The sequence below is a fragment of the Rickettsiella endosymbiont of Aleochara curtula genome (genome assembly GCF_964030935.1).
GTDB lineage: Bacteria > Pseudomonadota > Gammaproteobacteria > Diplorickettsiales > Diplorickettsiaceae > Aquirickettsiella.
Genome location: NZ_OZ034990.1, coordinates 231,063 through 253,975, shown reverse-complemented (window position 1 = coordinate 253,975; position 22,913 = coordinate 231,063). Strand labels below are relative to the sequence as shown.

Sequence of the window (22,913 nt, the reverse complement as noted above, 5' to 3'; positions counted from 1 at the left end):
AAGAGTATCTATAAGCCTGCTTTTAAACTGGCGATCAAAAAAGGATTAAGATGGCCATTTAACACCGCTTGCGTATTACCTGTTTCAACACCGGTGCGCAGATCTTTGATCCGTGCATCATCTAATACATAAGAACGGATCTGACTACCCCAGCCGATATCACGCTTCAAAGACTCTTGGCTTTGTTTTTCTTCAGCACGTTTACGTAGTTCTAATTCATATAATTTTGCACGTAATTGCTTCATTGCTTGGTCACGGTTTTTATGTTGCGAGCGATCGCTTTGTGATTGCACCACTACGCCGCTAGGAATATGCGTCATACGCACTGCTGAATCAGTACGATTGACATGCTGCCCCCCCGCTCCACTAGCACGATAGGTATCGATACGTACATCTGCAGGGTTAATGTCGATGTCGATGGTGTCATCCACTTCGGGTGATACAAATACCGCGGCAAAGGAAGTATGCCGCCGTTTATTCGCATCGAAGGGTGATAAACGTACTAAGCGATGCACGCCAGTTTCGGTACGTAACCAACCATAAGCATACTCACCTTCAAATTTAATCGTAGCACTCTTTATTCCTGCCACTTCACCGGCAGACACTTCGATTAAGTCGACTTTAAAATTATTTTGCTCTCCCCAACGCAGATACATCCGTAATAACATTTCTGCCCAATCTTGTGCTTCGGTGCCACCTGAACCGGATTGAATTTCCAAGTACGCAGAATTTTTATCTAATTCACGCGGAAACATGCGTCTGAATTCGAGTTGTTCTAATCGTGATTCCAGTGTTTGTAATTCTTGCGGTAGCGTGGCTAATAGATCATCAGCCCCTTCAGTCATCGCTAAATCATGCAGATCTTTGATATCGCTCAGACCTTTTTCTAATTGCTGAAAGGTATCGACTATTTGCTGCAATTGCGCACGATCTTTGCCTAATTGTTGCGCTTTGTCTGGCTGATTCCAAATGTTGGGATCTTGGAGTTCGTGATCTAACTCTTGAAGTTGTTCAAGTTTAGTTGGATAGTCAAAGGTACCTCCGTAATTCCATACTACGGCTTTCAAGTTCTTTGATTTTTTGAAGGATGGGAGCGGTTTCAAACATAACAGATAATGAAGAACTAAATAAAAATTATTTTTTAATGGGCTCTATTTTAAGAGCGTGATTAACACACTAAGGATACTCACCGCTACGACCATCATGCTGCCTAACCTAATGGTGAGATCTTTTTTACTCATTTCAATATCGCGTTTTAAATCCACGCTAAGCGCTGCAATATCGCGTTTTAAATCACGTATATCTTGCTTTGTTGCTATATTAGTTTCTATAACTTCCTTAAGTGCTTCGGCTTGAATTTCTGCTATATTTTCCGCAACACCCGCTTCTCTAAGCTTTTTAACATACTGAAGCGTATCAAATGTTAAAAAACCAGCCATAAACTCTATCTCCTAAAATATTATTATTTTAACCTAACTTTTTTTGTGTCGAAAACCCAGCCAAGCTAATTGCAAATTTTCGTAATGCCTGCACGCCGGTGGCTTCGGCTTGTTTACACCACTCTTGTAACGCTTCTAACAGCTCGCGTTGCGTCGCGGTAGTACGACCCCAAATTGCCTGCAGTTTCAGCCGGTACTGATACACTAAGGCTAACATATGGTGATTATCCATCACTTCCGCGATCTGTTGCTTGCCTTCTTCGTTTAATAAAGACTCGGTACGAATCAGTGCAACTTTGGCGCGTTTTAATAATGCCTTACTACTGGTATTGGCCTTTAGCTTTTCTTCATGTAACACCGGCAATAATACCTCGCGACTATAACGCGCTAACACTTGAAAGCGGTTAGTAATCAATGCGGCTAACGTATCTGCATCAACGTGTGCTTTACCTGGGATATTCTCAAGTTTAGGTGATACGCGTTTAACCTTAGACAAACCTAAAAATTGTAATAAACGGATATAAACCCAACCCAAATCAAACTCCCACCATTTCACCGAAAACTTAGCTGAGGTTGGAAAGGTATGGTGATTATTATGTAATTCTTCACCACCAATAAAAGCGCCTAAAGGGATGATGTTGCGCGCTGCATCCGGACATTCAAAGTTTCGATAACCCCAATAGTGACCGATACCATTCACTACACCAGCAGCAAAGAAAGGTATCCAGGCCATCTGTAAAGCCCAGATGGTAATCCCAGGAATACCAAATAAAACCACATCAATAACAAACATCAATGCAATACCCGCCGCGCTATGCTTGGTATAAACATGTCGTTCTAACCAGTCATCCGGTGTCCCTTGACCATAACGGTCCATGGTATCTTTATTTTTAGCTTCGTCTCGATATAGCTCAGCCCCTTCAAAAAATACTTTTTTAATACCTCGAGTTTGCGGACTATGTGGATCTTCATCGGTTTCACACTTAGCATGATGTTTACGATGGATGGAAACCCACTTTTTAGTTTCCATACCCGTGGTTAACCAGATCCAAAAACGGAAGAAATGACTGATGGCGGGATGTAGTTCCAAGGCACGATGCGCCTGGGATCGATGCAAATACACCGTGACGCCCACGATAGTGATATGCGTTAATATCAATAAGGCTACGACATAACCCCAAAATGATAAATTCAATACACCAAATAATATTTCCACAGTAACCTCTTGTATTTTAATGCTAACCTAAGTCACTCTTAGTATAGTCAAAAAGCTTTATTATAAATTTTAATGCTTATTCTTGTTTATATTCTATTAACTTGACCACTTTTTTTACACCCGAAGACTCTCTCGCTATCGATACCGCTAAATCAGCTTGTTTCGGTGTCGCTATGCCCAATATATACACCACTCCGTTTTCAGTCACTATCTTAAAATTATTCGATTTAAGTTCTCTATTGGCAAACATCTTGGTCTTAACTGCTGAAGTGATACCCACATCTTGAGCACGTCGGTAGACTGTCGTAGGGATCCCAAGGGCAATTTCATTAAATACACGTCGAACTTGCGGGATGCTATTAGCATAGTGTTCTGCTTTAGCTTTTAATTCCTCATCATAGGCTTGGCCGGTTAACAATATCACCCGGTTATAACTCACCGCAGCAATATGGGTTTCAGCGTTTAGCACCGGATCATTCGCTAATTTTCGGTTGATCCTAAAGTTAATTTCCTCATCAGATTTAATCGTATTAATAGGCCGTGGATCTGTCACTAAACCACCCGTGGTTGCGCTACCCGCCACAAAAGCACCCGCCAGACAACCTTGTAACCCTAATGATAGGATTAAAATAATAAAGATTTTTCTCATTTCGTTTCCTAGCCTCTAATAAACAGGATGGTTAATGGTAAAAAAAACCGCCTTGGCCAGCCATATTAACTGACTGGGAAATAAACCTAGAACGAGGAGTAGTATAGCATTAATACTCAGTGCAAGGTAGGCATCTGGCGCTACCATTATGCGGGGTATAGTGGGCTCAGGCTCCTCGAAATACATCACTTTTATGACATTAATGTAATAATAAGCCCCAATAATAGCAAAAATAATGGCCAATGTGGCTATCCAGAGTAGATGGACTGAAATTAGGGCTTCTAAGATACCTAATTTGGCGAAAAAGCCAATAGTGGGTGGAATTCCCGCCATAGAAAACATCGCCAGCAACATCATCAGCGCTAACCAAGGATTTCGTGCATTCAGCCCTTTTAAGTCACTAAGTTGCTCAACCTGTCCTGATTTACTCATCACCACCAATAAGCCAAATGCGGCCAAGGCCATCAGACCATACGCCAACATATAGAAAAGACTCATGGCATAACCCATCGCCGTACCGGCAACTAAGCCAAGTAAGCCATAGCCCATATGCGCTATGGCGGAATAAGCCAACATGCGCTTTAAATTGCTTTGCACGATAGCTACTAGGTTACCCAAACTGAAGGATAAGATAGCAATAACCGCTAATAAAGGCTGCCAATAGCTGAGTAAGCTGGGCATGGTATCGACTAGCAAACGGATGGCCAGTGCTAAACCGGCTATCTTCGGTGCCGCACTGATAAACAAAGTAACCGGCGTGGGCGCACCTTGATAGACATCCGGGACCCAAAGTTGGAAAGGTGCCGCCCCGATCTTAAATGCAATTCCCGCTAGGATAAAAATAAGCCCCGTACTCAGCAGTACATGAGATTGCCCACCCACGAGCAAAGCCTGATGTATCGTAAGTAAAATTAAAGAATGTGTGGCACCATATAATAACGAGAGGCCATATAAGAATAAGCCTGAAGCCAAAGCGCCTAAAATAAAATATTTCATCGCCGCTTCTGCTGCCTGACTCGATTGACGTTGTAAAGCCACCATCGCATACAGCGGAAAGGATAATAGCTCTAAACCCAGGTACAGAGTTAGTAAACTATTCGCCGACGTCAACACCAACATACCCAGTATTGAAAATAAACCCAATAAATAATATTCACCCGAATGAATATGTAACTGCTTAATCGCATCACGTGCATAAACAAAGGCAAATAGACTAAATATCAAAATACATAACTTAATAAAATAGGCGACCAAATCCCAGGTAAAATGTTGATGAAAAAGGAATTGCGCGGGTACATGATGTAGATGCATCACTAATGCCAGCGTAATGACCAGGCTTATTTGCGTCGCACTATAGGTGAGCAAACTGGATTTCTGTTCTACAAATAATTCGAGTAATAAGATCACACATGTCATCAACAATAAAGCGATTTCAGGAGCAGCAGGAAATTGGAGTAATTGTTGTAATGTCATCATAATTTAGTTTGCAAACTCCAATGTAAAATTGAGTCTATGGAGGCATGCATGATCGTTAGTAAAGGAGCAGGATAAATACCGATAAAAATAATCGCCACTGCTAGTAAAATAAACACCAGTTTTTCAAAACCATGTATATCACTACTTTCAGCGATTAAAGGATTGGTAATTTCACCAAAAAATACGCGCTTATACATATACAGTGTATAAGACGCACTGAGAATTAATGTAGTGGCGGCAATCGTAGTAATCCAAAAGCTAGCTTGCATGGCACTGAGGATGATCATGAATTCGCCGACAAAGCCGGAGGTGCCTGGCAAGCCAACATTCGACATGGCGAACAACATAAAAAATGACGCCAGTAAAGGCATGCTGGTCGCAAGACCACCATAATCTTTGATCTGACGACTCCGAAATCGATACGCCAACATCCCGACCGCCAAAAACATCGCACCCGAACTAAAGGCGTGTGAAATCATTTGCACCATCGCCCCTTCTAAACTCATGTACGCCAATAACGTGTTATGACTCTGTTTCATGATGGCAAATAACATAAAACAACCGAGCACCACAAAACCCATATGTGCGATCGAGGAGTAAGCAATTAAACGTTTCATGTCCACTTGTGCCAAGGCCACCAAACCTATGTACACGATAGCAATCAAGGCCAGCGCTATCATAAAACCATCTAATAAACGACTGGCATCAGGAACGATTGGCAACGTAAAACGCAGAAAACCGTAGCCTCCTAACTTCAACATTAATGCCGCCAATACTACTGAACCACCCGCGGGTGCTTCGGTATGCGCATCAGGTAACCAAGTATGTAGTGGCCACATCGGAATTTTTACGGCAAACGCAATTAAAAAAGCGACAAAGATCCATACTTGCACCGGCATGGTCAATTTCATCGGATAAAAATGCGCAATCAAAAAGTCATGCTCTGGGTTATGCACGCCGAGATACAGTAAAGCAATCAACATCAATGCCGAGCCAAAAAACGTATATAAGAAAAATTTTATCGAGGCATACGAACGATTATCACTACCCCACACACCGATACTCAGATACATAGGAATCAGTATTGCTTCCCAAAACACATAAAACAGTATTGAATCGGTGGCAGCGAATGTTCCTATCATCATGCCTTGCATGAGTAAAAACGCCGCCATATATTGCGCAACTCGCAGAGTGATACTGCGCCAAGCTGCCAAAATAACCAGTAAAGTCGTAAACACCGTTAATAGGATGAGTGGCAAAGAAATACCATCCACACCTAAAGCATAATTAATATTGTATACCGTTATCCACGGAATATTTTCTTGGAACTGCATACTGCTAAGAGCAGGATTAAAATCCAAGTACAACGGTACACACAATAGCAACGTAATCAGTGAAGTCATTAAAGCAATCACGCGCGCGCGTTGCGGGTAACGATCGCCATTAACGGCCACCGCCAGTACACCGCCGAATACCGGCAACCAAATAAGTAAACTTAATAAGTGGTTATGTATAAACAAAGCTAATAAATTTAAAAACATTCTTATACTACAAATTTATAAGGAATAAACCGATAATGATTCCCAACACCATAATAAACGCATATTGATAAATGTAACCCGATTGCAAACGACGTAATACATTGGAAAGCCAACTAATACGTCTTCCTGAGCCGTCAATCAATTTTTGATCAAGTACATTTGCATCGACATTAAAAAATATTTTTGCTAGGCGTCGACCACCATTCGCAAATACGCTCTGATTAAATGCATCAAAACCATATTTATTCACTAAAACCCGATACAACCAAGCAAAATGTTTTTGCGCCCAAATAGGAATGGCAGGAAATTGACAATAACAAAACCACGCCAATACAATGCCAAGCAGCGAAAAAATAGTTGCCGTACTTAACAGTTGCTCAGAAGTCAGCATCTGATGATTGGGTAATACACTCAGGCTGCCAGCGAGTAAACCTGGAACATTTAAAAAAGGCTGTACTAATAAAAATCCTGCAATAGCAGATGGAACCGCTAATACAATTAAACTAAATTTAACGATAGTGGTGGTTTTTTGATAATGTTTGACGGGCATGCGTGCTTTGGTATGAAACACTAAGAAAAAAGCACGAAAAATATAAAATGCGGTAACCAATGCACCGATTAACACACAGTAATAGGCGTAGGCAGCTGCGGGTAAAGTCGATGCATGCACTGCATCGATAATCGCATCCTTAGAATAAAAACCTGAAAAAGGCGGTAACGCGGCTAATGCTAAGGCACCCACTAAAAAACAAACATAGGTCAACGGCATGACTCTGGCTAAGCCACCCATTTTACGAATATCTTGTTCATGATGCATGGTTAAAATAACTGAACCCGCCGCCAAAAATAATAAGGCTTTGAAAAAAGCATGTGTGACTAAATGAAACATGCCTGCTGCGTAGGCCGAAGCACCTAAACCAACCATCATATAGCCGAGTTGCGAAAGCGTAGAATAAGCAATGATGCGCTTAATATCGTTTTGCACGATTGCCACTAAGCCCATAAATAAAGCGGTAGTCGCACCCAAAATTAAAATAAGATTTAATACGCTCGGTGCATATTCATATAAAGGCGAAAGACGTGCGACTAAATAAACACCGGCGGTAACCATGGTCGCCGCGTGAATTAACGCAGAAATAGGTGTAGGACCTTCCATGGATTCCGGCAACCAAACATGCAACGGTATCTGTGCAGATTTTCCCATCGCGCCGACGAATAACAGAAAACAAATAACCGCAATAACCGAATAAGAAGTATGTGGAAAAAGACTGATACTCGCGTCTTGCAACGCAGGTGCGGCATGAAAAACTTGGTAATAATCCAAACTGCCAAAATAATTGAATAATAAAGCAATACCTAGAAAAAAACCAAAATCGCCAACACGATTCACCAGAAAAGCCTTTAAACTTCCGGCATTCGCCGCTTCACGTTTAAACCAAAAGCCAATCAACAAATACGAAACTAAACCCACTGCTTCCCAGCCAAAAAACAACTGCAAAAAATTATTCGCACTCACCAACATCAACATCGCAAAAGTGAATGCCGACATATAACTAAAAAAACGCTTATAACCCGGATCGCCGGCCATGTAAGTGACGCTATAAATATGCACGATCAATGAGATAAACGTGACGATTAGCAGCATCACCACCGCTAATGGATCAATTAAAAAACCGATATTAAAGCGAAATTTGCCGGTTAAATCCCACAAATAAAGATTGCCGTCAAAAGTACCGCCATGTAAAAAAAATAACTGATAAGCAAAGTACAGTGATAAAACGAATGAAACAGCAACGCCTAAAATAGTGATGCGATGCGCCAGACGATCACTGATACGTCGACCGCCTAAGCCAGCAAATAAGGCGCCTGCTAAAGGACATAATACCAATGCGAGGTTGATTAACTGATAATGACTCATTACCAACTACCCCTTTAAACGATTTAAGGCATCAACTTGGATGCTATGCCGCGTGCGGAATAAAACAATCAGTATTGCTAAGCCGATGGCCGCTTCCACCGCTGCCACGGCTAACACAAAAAACACAAACACTTGGCCGGATAAATCCGCAAAAAAATGTGAGAACGCGACAAAATTCATATTTACGGCTAATAGTAGTAGCTCGACACACATCAGTAAAATAATGATATTTTTCCGATTGATCACCAAGCCAAGTAAACCCAAGCTAAATACGATAGCAGCGAGTATTAAGTAATAGTTTAACGGAATCATTTTTTTCTCTCGGCTGGCATTTTTATAATTCGTAATCGATCCGAAGGCTTAACTTTTAATTGCAATTCAGGTGCAATCGCTTTATTCAAACGCTTTTCACGAAAACTTAAGGCAATAGTCGCAATAATACCCACGAGCAGTAAAACGCCGGTAATTTCAAAGGGATAAGCATACTGCGTATACAATACATCACCTAACGCTTGTGTATTACTCGCATCTTGAGCCAAGGGCAACAGGCCGGCGCTACCCGAAAGGGGAAACACTGCGTAGATAAGTAATGCCAATAAGATCAGTACACTGACAACCGCAAAAAACAGATAACGCACAAAACCCGGTTGTTTTTCAGCGCTATCAATATTCAACGTCATAATCACGAATAAAAATAGCGTCATGACCGCACCGACATACACTAAAACCAAGATTAAACCTAAAAATTCTGCTTCTAATAATATCCATAAAGCAGCAGCAGAAAAAAAAGCTAATACCAAAAATAACGCACAGCGCACCGGATTACGAAAAATGATCGTCATCAATGCAGCAGCAATAAGCACTATAGCAAAACCAAAAAAAGCAAATTGTTGTAGAAGCATTATTACCCTATAATTTTTACATTTTATAATTTTTCAGAAACTCGTGGTTCCGGCTAACTATTCACATAAGGCTTAGCCCTCCCCGTTTTAGGTTGCCACCTACTTTAGCGATACTTCACTTGCAAAATGGTAGTTTTAGGGCTCCTAGCCTGAGGTATTGCCTAAACCAATCACTATTTATGTAAACCTAACTTCGCAAGTCCTAGGTTAAATGCTAGCATTCTAAATGACCAATCTATGCATAGCAACTTCCTATTAAAAATTTTGACTTCAAAGCCATCGACGATCGCTGAAATTAAGCCCGCCTTGTCCTCTCGCAAAAAAAGCTATTATCCTAGCTTCAATAATACGTACACTTCAGCGTCATTAGAATAGAATCATTTTGTCTATTTTTATGCTGGCTTAGGTTTTTTTTACTTTTTTCCTGGTGCCTAGCTTACATTCTGCAATGCTATTTTAAGTAAAATTTAATAAAAAACTGTTAGTCTAATAATAATCCTATACCATTAAGGAAAAATTTTATGTCTAAGGATATTAAAACCTACATTCAAGAAGTCACTTTTCTTACCGAACAACCAAATATTTTATTGCAGAAAAAGATAGACAACCAACCTATGAGTATTCCTTATAAAGTAGGAAATACAGTTCATTTTTTAACCCCTCCTGTTAAGGACGATAATCATCATCTTAGGGTTCAGTATGGCAACGAAAAGGAAAAAACCAAGTTAGAAAAATTTTTTATAAACCCTACCGAACGTTAACAAAGAAGACTTTATCCCACAAAGGTGCAGATATTGAATTCAAAGATTTGCAAGATCATTTTGTATTCTTAGTCTCGTATAAAAAATCTACTTTAGAAGAATTCAAAGAAATAGTAAAAAAATTTCCAGATAAGGTTAAAAATCTAACTCAAGAGGCATATGACAAAATAGAAGATTTCGCAGAACAATTGGGGGAAAAAAGCAACCAAGAATTTACAGAATTAAAATACAATCTTAAAGAATTTAAAACACAGTGGAATATCTACAGAGAACCCAACTCAGCTAAGAAATTAGGAAAGAAGTTTACTAGTGAATTTCAAAAGCTCTACAAAAAAATAAAGGAAGAAATCAATACTCTTAATGATGATGTTAATAGTTTATTTGAAGACGAAGAAACAGAAGTAATAGATGTAGAAAAAAATAGCTTAGAAAAATTACCTACAACGGCTAATAAGCCTATATATAACACCGCTTGCAAGTTACTTGACAAATTCGAGATACAAACAGGAATGATTTATTATATTAATAATGAAAACCTTTACTGCATTTACCGAGGAGATAATCATTACCTAAAAGCCTTTGATAAGTTAATTGCGTTGATGAATCCACAAGAATTAGCTATACAAAATCGGAATCCTCATGATTCCTTAGTTAAAAATCAAAATACTCTGACAAGAAATCACAGGGGAAACGATCTACAATTATTCAAAAAAACTTTGATTGTGGTCAGTATTCTTGTCACTGCCGGTCTCATTGGCGCTCTGATTGCCGCCGCGACCGTTTTATTCTCTCCTTTTATTGCATTAGCGTTAATCCCTGTACTTGGGATTAGCAGCTTAGGTTTATATAAAGTTTGTAAAAAGGCAGAAGTTGTCTCTGTCGACAATTCTTTATCTCAACAACCACCAAAGTTCAAATCCAAATATCTGCAAGCTAGAGTAATAGGTAACGTCGATGTCATTTCTCCTGCTGGCCCTTCTCATGACGCAAAGGCAGACAACAATCCGAATCCAAATGATGATAGGACAACTACAGCAAGTTTTAAGGGCAGGTAATTTTTAACATCAGAGTGTGCAAGGATGCACATTAAACGCGATAAAAATGATATCGACAAGCTTAGGGATGCTCCATTCAAGACTCAAAAATGGCATTTTTAGCGCATCCTAACACAATTAGCATGCACCGAGTCAGCAATATTTCAGAAAACTTAACTCCGTGAACGCGTATTTTAAATGTTAGCATTCTAAATGACCTTCCTAATAGAAACCATTAGTGTCACCAAATCCTGCCGCTTTCAATATCACGCATTTATTTTAAATAAATGCAGAATGGGTCTGCTATTTAAACCCTTCCAAAAAACTCTTAAAAAAAACTTAAGAATTTAGAGGTATACTAATTAAAAATTAGAGTTGGAGCTCTTATGATTCCTAGCAAAAAAGACCCCACACTGCCCAAATATTCCCATCAACTTCAAATCCTTAATCGTTTTTCCAATTTTATCGCTAATACAGGCTTAAATAGCACAACTAAAGAAAATGCCTACAAAGTTATAGATTGTCTAAAATTTATTAAGATTAATTTAGACTTTATTGGTTATGCGGTAGAACATCGAAATGATGATTCTATCTATACCTATGCCCAAGACAAACCAAAAGGAGTTATCCGAGATTTCAATAATACCGCCATGCATTTTAATAGCTATTCTTCTACCGCGCTTGTCCAATTAGGATTAAAAAATCTTGTTGAACAATTTGAACAGGCTATAGAAGCTATGCAAAAAAAACACGAACTTGAAGCTTTTGCAAAAAAATTACATTTCGATGGGGATATTGGGTGTATAGAGGCAAGAACCGCTGCCGCATTATCCTTTGCTGCAACTCGCTTAAGTAGCGTCGTTCATTCCTTAGATGACCGAATGGAAGAATTTTATTCCCTCTCACAGAATGACAATGATCCTAGCAATATAGTCAATAAAGCCATAGACTTTTTTAAGCCATGGATGGGACAACAAGCTATTTGGGGAGATACAAAATATGTGATTAATTCAGCTTTAATTAAACGATATCTTACCGAGATACTGGTAATTAATTTGCCAGCTGCAATTATCTTAGATGAATTAAAAGAGAAAGAGGGAAATCCACACCACTTAGCCCTTATTGAAGATATTAGTTCTCAAGAATTAATACAAGTATTATTAACTCGAGAATATGGGCTTAAATTTTTGAAAATAGTGAGTTTGAATCAATCTTCAGAAGTTATTTTAGCGTTACTGCATAAAATAGACAATGAAACGATTAAAAAATTATTTAATGAAAATCCAAAGTTTTTTAACGCAAAATTCCTAAATCTTTTACTCGAAAATCATTCCGCTGCGGTGTGTGAAGCATTATTCGAAAAATTAAGTGAGCAAGGAATCGATCATTTTAACACTCAATTCAAAGAAATTTTACTGCAACGCTTTAAAAAATCGATTAAACCCTCATCCTTTTTTACATTTATCCAGATTAAAGCTACTCTAAATTATCTAGTCGAAAATCGAGTAAAAAATGGGATTTTTTGTCTGATTGGATTGAGCTTCACTTTACTCACGGCCCTAGCAGTCATTGGCATTCCTTATACTCTAACCATCTTACTAACTCTATCTGGATTGTCTATAGGATGTTTCCCTTTTATTGGTGCTTTTGTTGTAGTAGGGATTCTTGCTGTAATTCCTATAATAGTGCTGTTGCTGTTAGGGATAGACTTTATTCGTATTGTCATTAATCCCTTTAAAAGCATCTACAAGTTCCATAATTTAAAACAAAATCTCCTGAATAATGTTTTAGCTTTACAATCCACTCGTTTGTTAGCATTATTTTTTTCTAATTTTTCATCACAACAACTTAAAACGCTGAATTTTCCTTTGATTGACTTACAAAAACGTTTACCTGATTTATTATTTACTTCCAACCTCTCAGTTGCTCCAGAAATAGAAGATACTTTTTACCAATATTGGTACTCAAATTCAACACTCCGATCGCTACTTATCGATAATGAACAGCCCTTGTTAGTGGAATGTATTAATAATTATTTTGAAGGGAAATTAGCTAAGCCGCATCCAAAAATAATTCTTTTAATTGAAGAATGTTTGGCTGAAAAGGCAAAGAAACAGGATTTATGGAGCAAAGAGCAAGCATTTTTAGAGGATATCAAACAAAACGATCAAGTCTTTCCTCAGAAAAGCTTAGAAGAAATTTGGCTTAACGGTGTAGGTAGTTGGAGTTATTATCGCTATTTAAAACAAAAGAATGATTTATCTACGCAAATCCTAGTCGATCGTTTACTCCTAAAAAATGAATTATTCGGTGCAGATTGGCGCAACGAGAATTTCACTCAATATCTATGCGACTTCCGATTAAAGCAAAAAGAGGAGCAACAAGCGTTTGAAACAGCAAAAAGCTGCATTAAAACCAATAATGGATTAGCTAAAGTGATTAAACCCAACAATTGGAGATTTTTTATGAAGCAATTAGCAAATCCAAAGCATCGAGAGTCGTCATTACGTAAATCAGTTCCAATAACCGATGGTACTAAGAAATATGTTCATTTAACAGATAAAGTTATTTCTTATCAAAAGGATCGACATCCAAAACCAAAAACAAACTACTCTCATACAAAAAAAACTTCAACAACCCTGCTTTCTCCGCATTTATTAACATTTCTCTTTAGCTCGGACGGAGGAATCCTGTTCGATCGTCGGCAATGCCAGGTGAAAGCATTACTGCTGCGCAATGCCATCACTTACAAGCATAAATGGGTAGGAGAAGAAACTTCTGTCAACAACTATAAAAGCTCTATACAAGGTATTAACGAAACAAATGAACAACGTTTTATAGAAAAAATACAAACTACCAGTACAATGAATGAAGTATTGGCAAAACTAAACAAAGAAGCGTTACGCGCGATTATTATTCAAAGTAACACGCCTACAGAGCGTTTGAGCGCTATTCAGCGTCGAGATGAAATAGAATCTACGTTTTCTAAGCGTTTACCTATCCTATTTTATGAGCCTGCACAAAAAAGCTTAAAGACTTATACATTACTAGCGCAAGAACGTGATCAATATAATGAAAAAAAGGATATACCACGAGGTAATCGTTTATGGGGTTATAAATCCTTAACTTCTTCTAGATAAACCGAGTTAACTTAGCGATAAGGGGCATCTTCTTTCCTTTCTTCTGCTATCTGTTTCTCATACTTATCACCAATTGCCAACAATTTTTCTTTGGTCATAATCTGTTCGCCACGATGTTCAAAATGATAATGTGGAATATTAGTCTCCACGATAGCATCGACTGGACAAGATTCTTCGCAAAATCCACAATAGATACATTTAAACAAATCGATCTCATATAAGGTCGTACGTCGTGACCCATCATCGCGTGGCTCTGCTTCAATGGTAATGGCTAAGGCTGGACACACCGCTTCACACAATTTACAGGCAATACAACGTTCCTCACCATTGGGATAACGACGTAACGCATGTAAACCGCGAAACCGGACTGAACGTGGCGTTTCCTCTTCGGGAAATTGAATCGTGACTTTTTTCTTAAAAAAATGGCGACCGGTCACACCCAGTCCCTTAAAAAGTTCCCAAAGTGTAAAGGTTTTAATGAGCTGTACTATTTTTCTTAATAAGTTCATGCGTTAAACCAAGGACCCCATTTAAATTGTACCGCTAGTGCCACGACTGATACCCAAAGTAAAGTCACCGGAATTAATACTTTCCAACCCAAACGCATTAGCTGGTCATAGCGATAGCGTGGGAAAGTCGCTCGCGACCAAATGAAAAGCCCCAAAAAACCAGCCATTTTTATAAAAAACCAAATAATACCAGGAACCCACGCCAACGCCTGATCTAACACTGCGACGCCTTGAAAAGGTGACAGCCAACCACCTAGAAATAATAAACTGGCAATCGCTGCGATCAAAATCATATTCATATATTCAGCGAGAAAGAATAAAGCAAAACTTACACCTGAATACTCGACATGAAAACCCGCTACAATTTCGGATTCTCCTTCCGCCAAATCAAAAGGAGCACGATTGGTTTCAGCAATTCCCGAAATCCAATAACAAACAAATAAGGGTAGTAGTGGTAACCAATACCAATGCCAAATGCCGCCTTGTTGGCGAAGCACAATATCATGCAGATTCATACTGCCCGCTGCTAATAAAACACCGACAAACGCAAAGCCCATGGCAATTTCATAAGAAATGGTCTGCGCAGCGGCACGTAACGAGCCCAGCAACGCATATTTAGAATTGGTCGCCCAGCCAGCAATTAAAATGCCATACACACCCAACGAAGTAATCGCAAACAAATAAAGTACGCCGGCATTAATTTGTGTTAATGCTAAACCTTCGCTAAACGGAATAACTGCCCATGCGGCTAACGCGGGCGCGATGGTAATAACCGGCGCTAAAATAAATAAATAACGATTCGATGCGGTGGGAACAATAATTTCTTTGGTAATTAACTTAACTACATCGGCGATTGGCTGTAGAAAACCTAAGGGTCCCACCCGATTTGGACCTATCCGGGTTTGCATATAACCGATGCCTTTACGTTCAATAAAGGTTAAATACGCGACAGTAAGTAATAAAGGAATGGTAATGACAATGATCTTAATCAAGATCCAAATTAATAACACTAAATCATTCAGCATAGAGTCTAACCTCACCAAATGATTCGCCTAAAGCAGCGGTTTCTTCACAACCGGCAGCGATGTAAACACAATGATCTGGAATACTTGCTTGTATCGACAAAGGTAATAAAGCCTGACCTACTCCTTGTTCGATACGAATTAATTGACCCGAGGTAAAATTTAATTCACTGGCCAATGCAGGATTAATCACCACACCAACGGGTTCAGTTGTTGCTGACGCTTGTAGGGCTAAGGATCGACGCACTAAACTATCCACACCGTAAATAGGCCATTCACTGATACGCGTTATACTCTTCATACGCTTCGCACTTGAACTTTTGTCTGCGATGCTCGCGCGGGTGATTGCATTTTGTGTATCAATCTCAACCGCAAGACTAGCTTGGCCAAGATATTCTAGTAATGTTGGCTCCAGTTCTTCGCGAATAAAGGCATGATCGGATCGATTAAAATCCGCTAATTCCAAACTATTTCCCAAAGTTTGCAGAATTTCCCACGCCGAACGCGCTTGTCCTAATGGCGGTATCACCGCTGAAAAGCTCTGCCAACAACCGGCCAGATTGATAAAACTACCTTGAATCTCGGCAAATGTTGCCATCGGTAAAATAATATGCGCATGATCTAATAAGGATTGCGCTTTAAACGGTGATAAAGCCAATACAAAATCGGCTTGCTTTAATGCCTTACTGACCTGTTGCGGATTAGCGCAATCTAATGTGGGCTCGATATTCAATAACATAAACGCACGTAAATCCGCATCGAACATTTCAGCGGCGGATAAACCAGGTTCAGCGACAGAAACACCGCACGGCAAACGGTGTGGTATCGCGCCGGCTAAGCTAGCGCCGGCACTATTTGCACCTTCGCTTAAAGTCACACAGCGTGCACCGGTTTGCTGAGCAATAAACTGCGTTAAAGATCGAATTAAACTGGCTTGTGGATGATTATGTGCCAAAGCACCTAACACGATCAGCGTATTTTCAGCCGCTTTTAATTGTTCAACTAAGTCACTTTCGATGTCAATGGGCGTGAATTCAGCAAACGCTGCCAATGATTTTTCATCTGCTGCCAAGGCTTGCGCAATCCCTAATAAAGTCGGCACCAAGGCATCCGGACTCACGCACCAGTTTTCATGTAATGCAAAAGGAACGCTGACATCCACGCAATGCAGACTCGCAATTCTTGTACCAGCTAAATTCGCTTTGCGTAAACGATGTGCCGCTATCGGCTGTTCACGCCGAATATTCGAACCCACCAACCACACAAAATTGGCCTTTTCGAATTCAGATAACGTGATCCCTGGCGGGCACAGCGCTGAGTGCATTTGATCCGACACATCGGTTTGATGTAAACGATGATCAATGTGTGATGTCCCTAAGCCACGCAATAATTTTTGGAAAAAATAAAACTCTTCTGTCGTACAGGAAGGCGAAGCCAAACCCCCGACAGTTTGAGAACCGTGTTTTTGCAGAATTTTTTTAAATTCAGTCACTACTTTTGCTAACGCGGTTTCCCAATCGACAATAAACCATTGCCCATTTTCTTTAATATGCGGTTTTGTTAAGCGTTCTTTACTATGAATGCCGAGATAACTATATCGATCGCGATCCGACAACCAAGTTTCATTGATCGCTTCATTTTCACGTGGCACAGCGCGCATCACTTGTTCGCGACGCGTGTGTAAATAAATATTCGAGCCCAAACAATCGTGCGGCGCTATGCTAGCCGATTGTTGTAATTCCCAAGCACGCGCCGTAAACCTAAAGGGTTTCGATGTGAGTGCGCCCACCGGACAAAGATCAATAATATTTCCTGATAATTCTGATTCCAAACTATGTTCGATATAGGTGCTGATTTGCAAATCTTCGCCACGATTCAGTGTGCCTAATTCTTTAATTCCAGCAATTTCTTGACCAAAACGCACGCAACGTGTGCATTGTATGCAGCGTGTCATTTCAGTCGCAATCAATGATCCTAAATTATCGTCTTTGACGGAACGTTTACCTTCAGTAAACCGTGACAGTGAAGAGCCATAACCTAAAGAAAGATCTTGTAATTCGCATTCACCACCTTGATCACAAATCGGACAATCTAAAGGATGGTTAATCAACAAAAATTCCATCACCGAACGTTGCGCTTCTTTGGTTTTCGATGAGGTGGTATAAACTTTCATACCTGCGGTTACTGGCGTCGCACAAGCCGGTAAGGGTTTCCCGGATTTTTCCACCTCGACCAAACACATACGACAATTGGCAACTATGGAAAGTTTTTTATGATAGCAAAAACGTGGAATATAAATACCCGCCTTATCGGCCGCTTCTATAATAGTGGTATTTGGTTCGACGTTAAAAGTACGACCATCTATTTCTATGTCTATCATATTTTTTCTCGACAACTAATCGACTTCTTTCGAAACACAGAAATTTGCTTGAGTTCGCGGCGAACGACTGGCGAGGACCGGAGTTTACTCGAGTAAATGAGGACCGAAGCCAGGTGTTCAACAATGAAATCAAGCAAATTACACAGTTTCGATCTAATCATGCGGATCACCTACTGGGCAACGTTTACGCTCAATATGTTCAATAAAATCATTCCGAAAATGTTTAATAAAACTTTGCACCGGCATCGCCGCCGCATCACCTAAGGCACAAATGGTATGCCCCATAATCTTTCCTGCCACACTATCTAATAAATCCAGATCACTCATCCGCCCTTGTCCATGTTCAATACGGTGTAACACACGCCACATCCAGCCGGTTCCTTCGCGACAGGGAGTACATTGACCACAGGACTCTTCTTTATAAAAATGTGCAATACGCGTTAGGATTTTCACCATGCACGTGGTTTCGTCCATGATGATCACAGCGCCTGAACCTAACATCGAACCGGCTTTAGCAATCGAATCATAATCCATCGTGGTATTCCACATCGCTTCCGCGGTTAACACCGGCATAGACGATCCGCCTGGAATCACTGCTTTTAAACTTCTGCCGTCTTTCATCCCACCTGCAAGCGCTAATAATTCTTTAAATGAAATGCCTAACGGCACCTCAAAATTACCGGGTTTATTGACATGACCGGTCACACTGAATAATTTACAACCACCATTATTGGGTTTTCCTAATTCTAAAAACCACTGTCCACCCTTTTGTAAGATCACCGGAACCGAAGCTAAGGTTTCAGTATTGTTTATTGTTGTGGGGCGACCATATAAACCATAATTCGCAGGAAAAGGCGGTTTAAAACGCGGAAAGCCTTTTTTTCCTTCTAAAGATTCCATTAACGCGGTTTCTTCCCCACAAATATATGCACCCGCGCCTAAATGGTTATACAACTGAAAATCAAATCCAGAATCTAAAATATTAGTTCCCAATAAACCGGCTTCGTAGGCTTCTGCTAGCGCGGTTTCGCAGCGCTCAAAAGGTTCATAATATTCACCACGTATATAGTTATAACCCACGCTAGCACCCATCACATAAGCGGCTATCGCCATCCCTTCAATGAGTTGATGCGGATTAAACCGTAAAATATCGCGATCTTTGCAGGTTCCAGGTTCTCCTTCATCGGAATTACACACGATATATTTTTGACCTGGAGCGCCGCGCGTAATAAAGCTCCACTTTAAGCCCGTCGGAAACCCTGCCCCACCGCGACCACGTAAACCAGAAAGCTTCAACTCAGCAATAATTTTTTCCGGAGGGGTTTTTTCTTTTAAAATCCTTTCCCAAACTTGATAACCACCCACACGCCGATAATTAGGCAAACTCCAAGGCTCATCAAAATGTAAGGTACGAAAACAAATATCATTCGCCATCTAAGTTATCCAAGATTTTATCTAGTTTTTCGGGTGTTAAATCTTCATAATAACGTTGTCCGATATGGACTACTGGGGCATTTGCGCAAGCACCCAAGCATTCGACTTCGCGTAAGGTAAATTTTTCGTCAGTGCTGGTTTCACCAAAATTAATTTGCAAACGATTTTGCAAATGCTTAACAATTTTGTCACAACCGCTCAACATACAAGAAATGTTGGTGCAAACTCCAATCTTATGCCGACCTATCGGCTTGAGTTCATAAAGCGTATAAAACGTGGCTACTTCATAGGCGGTCACGCGTGACATCTCTAAATAATCAGCCACCGCATCAATTAAGTCTTGAGATAAATAACCACCATTGTAATCTTGAGCAAGCGTCAACGCCGGTAACACCGCCGATTGTCTACGTTCAGGTGGATATTTCTTGGCCCATTTCTCAATAGCGATTTTTAATGCTTCTGGCAATAGGTCGCTTTTGTTATTCGTCACACTCTTCATCGATCGATTTCACCAAATACGATATCAAGACTGGACAATATGGCGACCAAATCGGCAATCATATGTCCGGAAACCAATTCATTTAAAGCGGCCAAATGTGGAAAGCCCGCTGCGCGTATTTTAACCCGATAAGGCTTATTAGCGCCATCCGATACCATATAAATTCCAAACTCCCCTTTGGGATGTTCTATCGCGGCATAGGTTTCACCCGGTGGCACACAATAACCTTCGCTAAAAAGTTTAAAATGATGGATCAGTGATTCCATATCGTCTTTCATCTGCAAACGCGTCGGTGGCACCACTTTATGCTCAGTCAACGTCACTGGGCCCGGATTAGCACGTAACCAACCCACACATTGTTTAATTAAAGCATTTGATTGACGCATTTCTTCGATGCGTACCAAATAACGATCATAACAATCGCCTTTACTACCTATTGGTATATCAAAGTCTAATTCATCATACACTTCATAGGGTTGTTTTTTGCGCAAATCCCAAGCGACACCCGAAGCGCGCAAAATTGGACCGGTACAGCCTAATTGTAAAGCGCGTTCTGCTGATAATACACCAATACCGACAGTTCGTTGTTTCCAAATACGGTTATCAGTGAGCAAGGTTTCATAATCGTCAATCAGCTTAGGAAATCGTGTAATAAAACTTTCAATAAAGTCTAATAAACTTCCCTCACGATTAGCATTCATCTCACGGGTTTCTTTTTCATTATGCCATTGTGAAGGTTTATATTGTGGCATTTTGTCCGGCAAGTCGCGATACACACCGCCTGGTCTATAATAAGTTGCGTGCATACGTGAACCTGACACGGCTTCGTAACAGTCGATTAAATCTTCGCGTTCGCGAAAGCAATATAAAAAAACGGTCATCGCACCGATGTCTAAAGCATGCGCACCTAGCCATAGCAAATGATTCAAGAGTCGCGTGATCTCGTCAAACATGACACGAATATATTGAGCACGTTTCGGAGGCGTTACGCCTAATAATTTTTCTATCGCTAAGACATAGGCATGTTCATTACACATCATGGACACGTAGTCCAAACGATCCATGTAACCAATACTTTGATTGTAAGGCTTAGACTCGGCCAGCTTTTCGGTTGCGCGATGCAATAAACCGATATGCGCATCTGCCGATTGGATAACCTCACCGTCTAATTCTAAGATTAAACGCAACACACCATGCGCAGCAGGATGCTGCGGACCAAAGTTTAAGGTGTAATTACGTATTTCAGGCATGCATTTACTCGTTCTGGTTTTTATGAAAACAGGTTAAGGTATCTTCAGGCATTGTTTTACGAATGGTCTTCGGCACTAAGGTACGTGACACCACGGTAACGGGTTGATAAATAACGCGGCCCTCGGTCGCATCATAACGTACTTCAACATGTCCGGTTAACGGAAAATCTTTACGAAAAGGATGGCCGACAAAGCCATAGTCGGTTAATAAACGCCGCAAATCAGGATGTCCACTAAAAAAAACACCATACAGATCAAACGCTTCTCGCTCATACCAATTAGCTGCCGGCCATAATTTAATGATCGACGGCACTTGTGGTGGTTCACCCTGAGCAAACACACGCAAACGTAAACGCTGATTATGCGTGAGTGATAATAAATGATAGACTACGCCAAAACGTGGTTTAGTCCAAGCCACCGGGTGGAGATCACCGCTGGTGTCTACGCCTCGCTCAAAACCGGTTAATGTTGAACGTTCGGTGGTCCATTCACTGATGCCATACTCAGCATAGTCCACGACACAAACATCTACTAATAGTTCAAACTTAAAATCAGCTTCATCGCGCAGTGCTAAACACACCTCATGTAAGTTTTCAGCAGCAATCTCTAAACTGATTTCACCACGCGCAACGGTTATCTCTTGAATAACCGCATCAAAACGTTGGTTTATTTTTTGGAGATGCAGAACAGCGTCTGACATAGCTTAAGTACGCTCAATAAAGTGTGTTTTTTTTATTTTATTTTGTAACTGTATAACACCATACACTAACGCCTCTGCGGTGGGCGGACAACCCGGCACATAGACATCCACAGGCACAATTCTATCGCAACCGCGGACTACGGAATAGGAATAATGGTAATAACCTCCACCATTCGCGCAGGATCCCATAGATATCACCCAGCGCGGCTCGGCCATTTGATCGTAAACCTTGCGTAAAGCAGGAGCCATTTTGTTGCACAAAGTTCCAGCAACGATCATGACATCAGACTGCCGCGGACTGGGACGAAATACCACACCAAACCGATCCAGATCATAACGTGCTGCAGCCGAATGCATCATCTCTACCGCGCAACATGCCAAACCAAACGACATCGGCCATAAGGACCCACTACGCGCCCAGCCGAGCAGCTTATCTAGGGATGTAGTAACAAAACCTTGTTGTTGTAATAATGGTTCTATTCCCATTGTAAGGCCCCTTTTTTCCACTCGTATATAAAACCTATCAATAATAAACCCAGAAAGATTCCCATCGCTATTAAACCAGGTAGGCCTATGCGTCTTAAGGAAACCGCCCAAGGAAATAAAAAAGCCGTCTCTAAATCAAAAATGATGAATAATATAGCAACGAGATAATACCGGATATCAAAAGGCAGTCGCGCATCACTGATACCTGGAAAACCACATTCATAGGAAGATAACTTGGCCGGATCAGGACGTTGCAACCCCGTTAAATGACCGATGGATAAGGCCGCCACACCAACAAATAAGCCAAAAGCAATAAAGATCAGTATGGGAAAATAATTTTGTAACATGGTTTTTTCATTACCCTGTGCAATTTTGTCGCTAGTATACAACCTTCGCTGGGCAAAATTCTATACTTAATACAAAGATCACCGTCATGGCGAGCGAATGTTCATTCGGGTGGCCATCCAATAGATTGCCGCGCACCTACGGTGCTCGCGATGACGAAATTTTATCGCTAAGCGTGAATTTAATTTAAAAAAATTTCTGAATACTCTTAA

General features: G+C 40.5%; 21 protein-coding genes. 3 read left to right on the top strand and 18 right to left on the bottom strand.

What is annotated here, in order from left to right:
- Nucleotides 1–8 precede the first annotated feature (8 nt).
- The 9 genes from prfB to AAHF87_RS01030 all read right to left on the bottom strand — a co-directional run bounded on the left by prfB (nucleotide 9) and on the right by AAHF87_RS01030 (nucleotide 9,141).
- Nucleotides 9–1,107, bottom strand: a protein-coding gene (gene prfB / locus AAHF87_RS01070; RefSeq protein ID WP_342146404.1) for a peptide chain release factor 2 whose coding sequence is annotated in 2 segments (ribosomal slippage) — nucleotides 9–1,031 and nucleotides 1,033–1,107 — 1,098 coding nt in all. Because the reading frame shifts where the segments join, the coding sequence is not laid out codon by codon here.
- Between the two features lie 44 nt (nucleotides 1,108–1,151).
- Nucleotides 1,152–1,439: a hypothetical protein gene (locus AAHF87_RS01065; RefSeq protein ID WP_342146402.1), complete on the bottom strand. Its 288-nt coding sequence runs from the start codon at nucleotides 1,437–1,439 to the stop codon at nucleotides 1,152–1,154.
- 28 nt (nucleotides 1,440–1,467) lie between these two features.
- Nucleotides 1,468–2,649 carry a DesA family fatty acid desaturase gene (locus AAHF87_RS01060; protein WP_342147852.1) on the bottom strand — a complete coding sequence of 394 codons (1,182 nt, stop codon included), beginning with the start codon at nucleotides 2,647–2,649 and terminating at the stop codon, nucleotides 1,468–1,470.
- A gap of 82 nt (nucleotides 2,650–2,731) precedes the next feature.
- Nucleotides 2,732–3,304 (bottom strand): BON domain-containing protein, encoded by a 573-nt coding sequence (locus tag AAHF87_RS01055; RefSeq protein WP_342146401.1) that lies wholly within the window; start codon nucleotides 3,302–3,304, stop codon nucleotides 2,732–2,734.
- A gap of 15 nt (nucleotides 3,305–3,319) precedes the next feature.
- Entirely contained in the window at nucleotides 3,320–4,780 is a 1,461-nt protein-coding gene (nuoN, locus tag AAHF87_RS01050; protein ID WP_342146399.1) for an NADH-quinone oxidoreductase subunit NuoN, read from the bottom strand.
- A complete protein-coding gene (locus tag AAHF87_RS01045; RefSeq protein ID WP_342146397.1) occupies nucleotides 4,777–6,321 on the bottom strand; it encodes an NADH-quinone oxidoreductase subunit M in 1,545 nt (514 codons plus the stop codon). Before AAHF87_RS01045 ends, nuoN begins: the two co-directional genes overlap by 4 nt.
- A gap of 7 nt (nucleotides 6,322–6,328) precedes the next feature.
- Complete coding sequence (nuoL, locus tag AAHF87_RS01040; protein ID WP_342146396.1) at nucleotides 6,329–8,239, bottom strand: NADH-quinone oxidoreductase subunit L; 1,911 nt, start codon at nucleotides 8,237–8,239, stop codon at nucleotides 6,329–6,331.
- A 6-nt stretch (nucleotides 8,240–8,245) separates the two neighbouring features.
- Nucleotides 8,246–8,551, bottom strand: coding sequence for an NADH-quinone oxidoreductase subunit NuoK (nuoK, locus tag AAHF87_RS01035; RefSeq protein WP_342146394.1), 306 nt, complete (start codon nucleotides 8,549–8,551; stop codon nucleotides 8,246–8,248).
- Entirely contained in the window at nucleotides 8,548–9,141 is a 594-nt protein-coding gene (locus tag AAHF87_RS01030; RefSeq protein WP_342146393.1) for an NADH-quinone oxidoreductase subunit J, read from the bottom strand. Before AAHF87_RS01030 ends, nuoK begins: the two co-directional genes overlap by 4 nt.
- Nucleotides 9,142–9,662: 521 nt before the next feature.
- Between AAHF87_RS01030 and AAHF87_RS01025 the strand changes: the two genes are divergently transcribed.
- The 3 genes from AAHF87_RS01025 to AAHF87_RS01015 all read left to right on the top strand — a co-directional run bounded on the left by AAHF87_RS01025 (nucleotide 9,663) and on the right by AAHF87_RS01015 (nucleotide 14,076).
- A complete protein-coding gene (locus AAHF87_RS01025) occupies nucleotides 9,663–9,902 on the top strand; it encodes a hypothetical protein (RefSeq protein ID WP_342146391.1) in 240 nt (79 codons plus the stop codon).
- A 47-nt stretch (nucleotides 9,903–9,949) separates the two neighbouring features.
- Entirely contained in the window at nucleotides 9,950–10,957 is a 1,008-nt protein-coding gene (locus tag AAHF87_RS01020) for a hypothetical protein (protein WP_342146389.1), read from the top strand.
- 365 nt (nucleotides 10,958–11,322) lie between these two features.
- On the top strand, nucleotides 11,323–14,076 hold the full coding sequence (locus tag AAHF87_RS01015) for a hypothetical protein (RefSeq protein ID WP_342146388.1): 2,754 nt from the start codon (nucleotides 11,323–11,325) through the stop codon (nucleotides 14,074–14,076).
- An 11-nt stretch (nucleotides 14,077–14,087) separates the two neighbouring features.
- Here AAHF87_RS01015 and nuoI read toward each other — a convergent pair whose 3' ends face one another.
- The 9 genes from nuoI to AAHF87_RS00970 form a co-directional block, all read right to left on the bottom strand.
- Nucleotides 14,088–14,585, bottom strand: a complete 498-nt coding sequence (gene nuoI / locus AAHF87_RS01010) for an NADH-quinone oxidoreductase subunit NuoI (protein WP_342146387.1) — start codon at nucleotides 14,583–14,585, stop codon at nucleotides 14,088–14,090.
- Nucleotides 14,582–15,610 carry an NADH-quinone oxidoreductase subunit NuoH gene (gene nuoH, locus AAHF87_RS01005; RefSeq protein WP_342146386.1) on the bottom strand — a complete coding sequence of 343 codons (1,029 nt, stop codon included), beginning with the start codon at nucleotides 15,608–15,610 and terminating at the stop codon, nucleotides 14,582–14,584. Before nuoH ends, nuoI begins: the two co-directional genes overlap by 4 nt.
- Nucleotides 15,600–17,987 (bottom strand): NADH-quinone oxidoreductase subunit NuoG, encoded by a 2,388-nt coding sequence (nuoG, locus tag AAHF87_RS01000; protein WP_342146385.1) that lies wholly within the window; start codon nucleotides 17,985–17,987, stop codon nucleotides 15,600–15,602. Before nuoG ends, nuoH begins: the two co-directional genes overlap by 11 nt.
- A gap of 153 nt (nucleotides 17,988–18,140) precedes the next feature.
- Nucleotides 18,141–19,421, bottom strand: coding sequence for an NADH-quinone oxidoreductase subunit NuoF (gene nuoF / locus AAHF87_RS00995; protein WP_342146384.1), 1,281 nt, complete (start codon nucleotides 19,419–19,421; stop codon nucleotides 18,141–18,143).
- On the bottom strand, nucleotides 19,411–19,920 hold the full coding sequence (gene nuoE, locus AAHF87_RS00990; protein ID WP_342146382.1) for an NAD(P)H-dependent oxidoreductase subunit E: 510 nt from the start codon (nucleotides 19,918–19,920) through the stop codon (nucleotides 19,411–19,413). Before nuoE ends, nuoF begins: the two co-directional genes overlap by 11 nt.
- The gene (locus AAHF87_RS00985; RefSeq protein ID WP_342146380.1) at nucleotides 19,917–21,170 is read right to left on the bottom strand and encodes an NADH-quinone oxidoreductase subunit D; all 1,254 of its coding nucleotides are present in this window, start codon (nucleotides 21,168–21,170) and stop codon (nucleotides 19,917–19,919) included. Before AAHF87_RS00985 ends, nuoE begins: the two co-directional genes overlap by 4 nt.
- Nucleotides 21,171–21,174: 4 nt before the next feature.
- Entirely contained in the window at nucleotides 21,175–21,870 is a 696-nt protein-coding gene (locus AAHF87_RS00980; RefSeq protein ID WP_342146378.1) for an NADH-quinone oxidoreductase subunit C, read from the bottom strand.
- A 3-nt stretch (nucleotides 21,871–21,873) separates the two neighbouring features.
- On the bottom strand, nucleotides 21,874–22,356 hold the full coding sequence (locus AAHF87_RS00975) for a NuoB/complex I 20 kDa subunit family protein (protein WP_422395876.1): 483 nt from the start codon (nucleotides 22,354–22,356) through the stop codon (nucleotides 21,874–21,876).
- On the bottom strand, nucleotides 22,347–22,703 hold the full coding sequence (locus AAHF87_RS00970) for an NADH-quinone oxidoreductase subunit A (RefSeq protein WP_342146376.1): 357 nt from the start codon (nucleotides 22,701–22,703) through the stop codon (nucleotides 22,347–22,349). The genes AAHF87_RS00975 and AAHF87_RS00970 overlap by 10 nt, the downstream gene beginning before the upstream one ends.
- Between the last annotated feature and the right edge of the window lie 210 nt (nucleotides 22,704–22,913).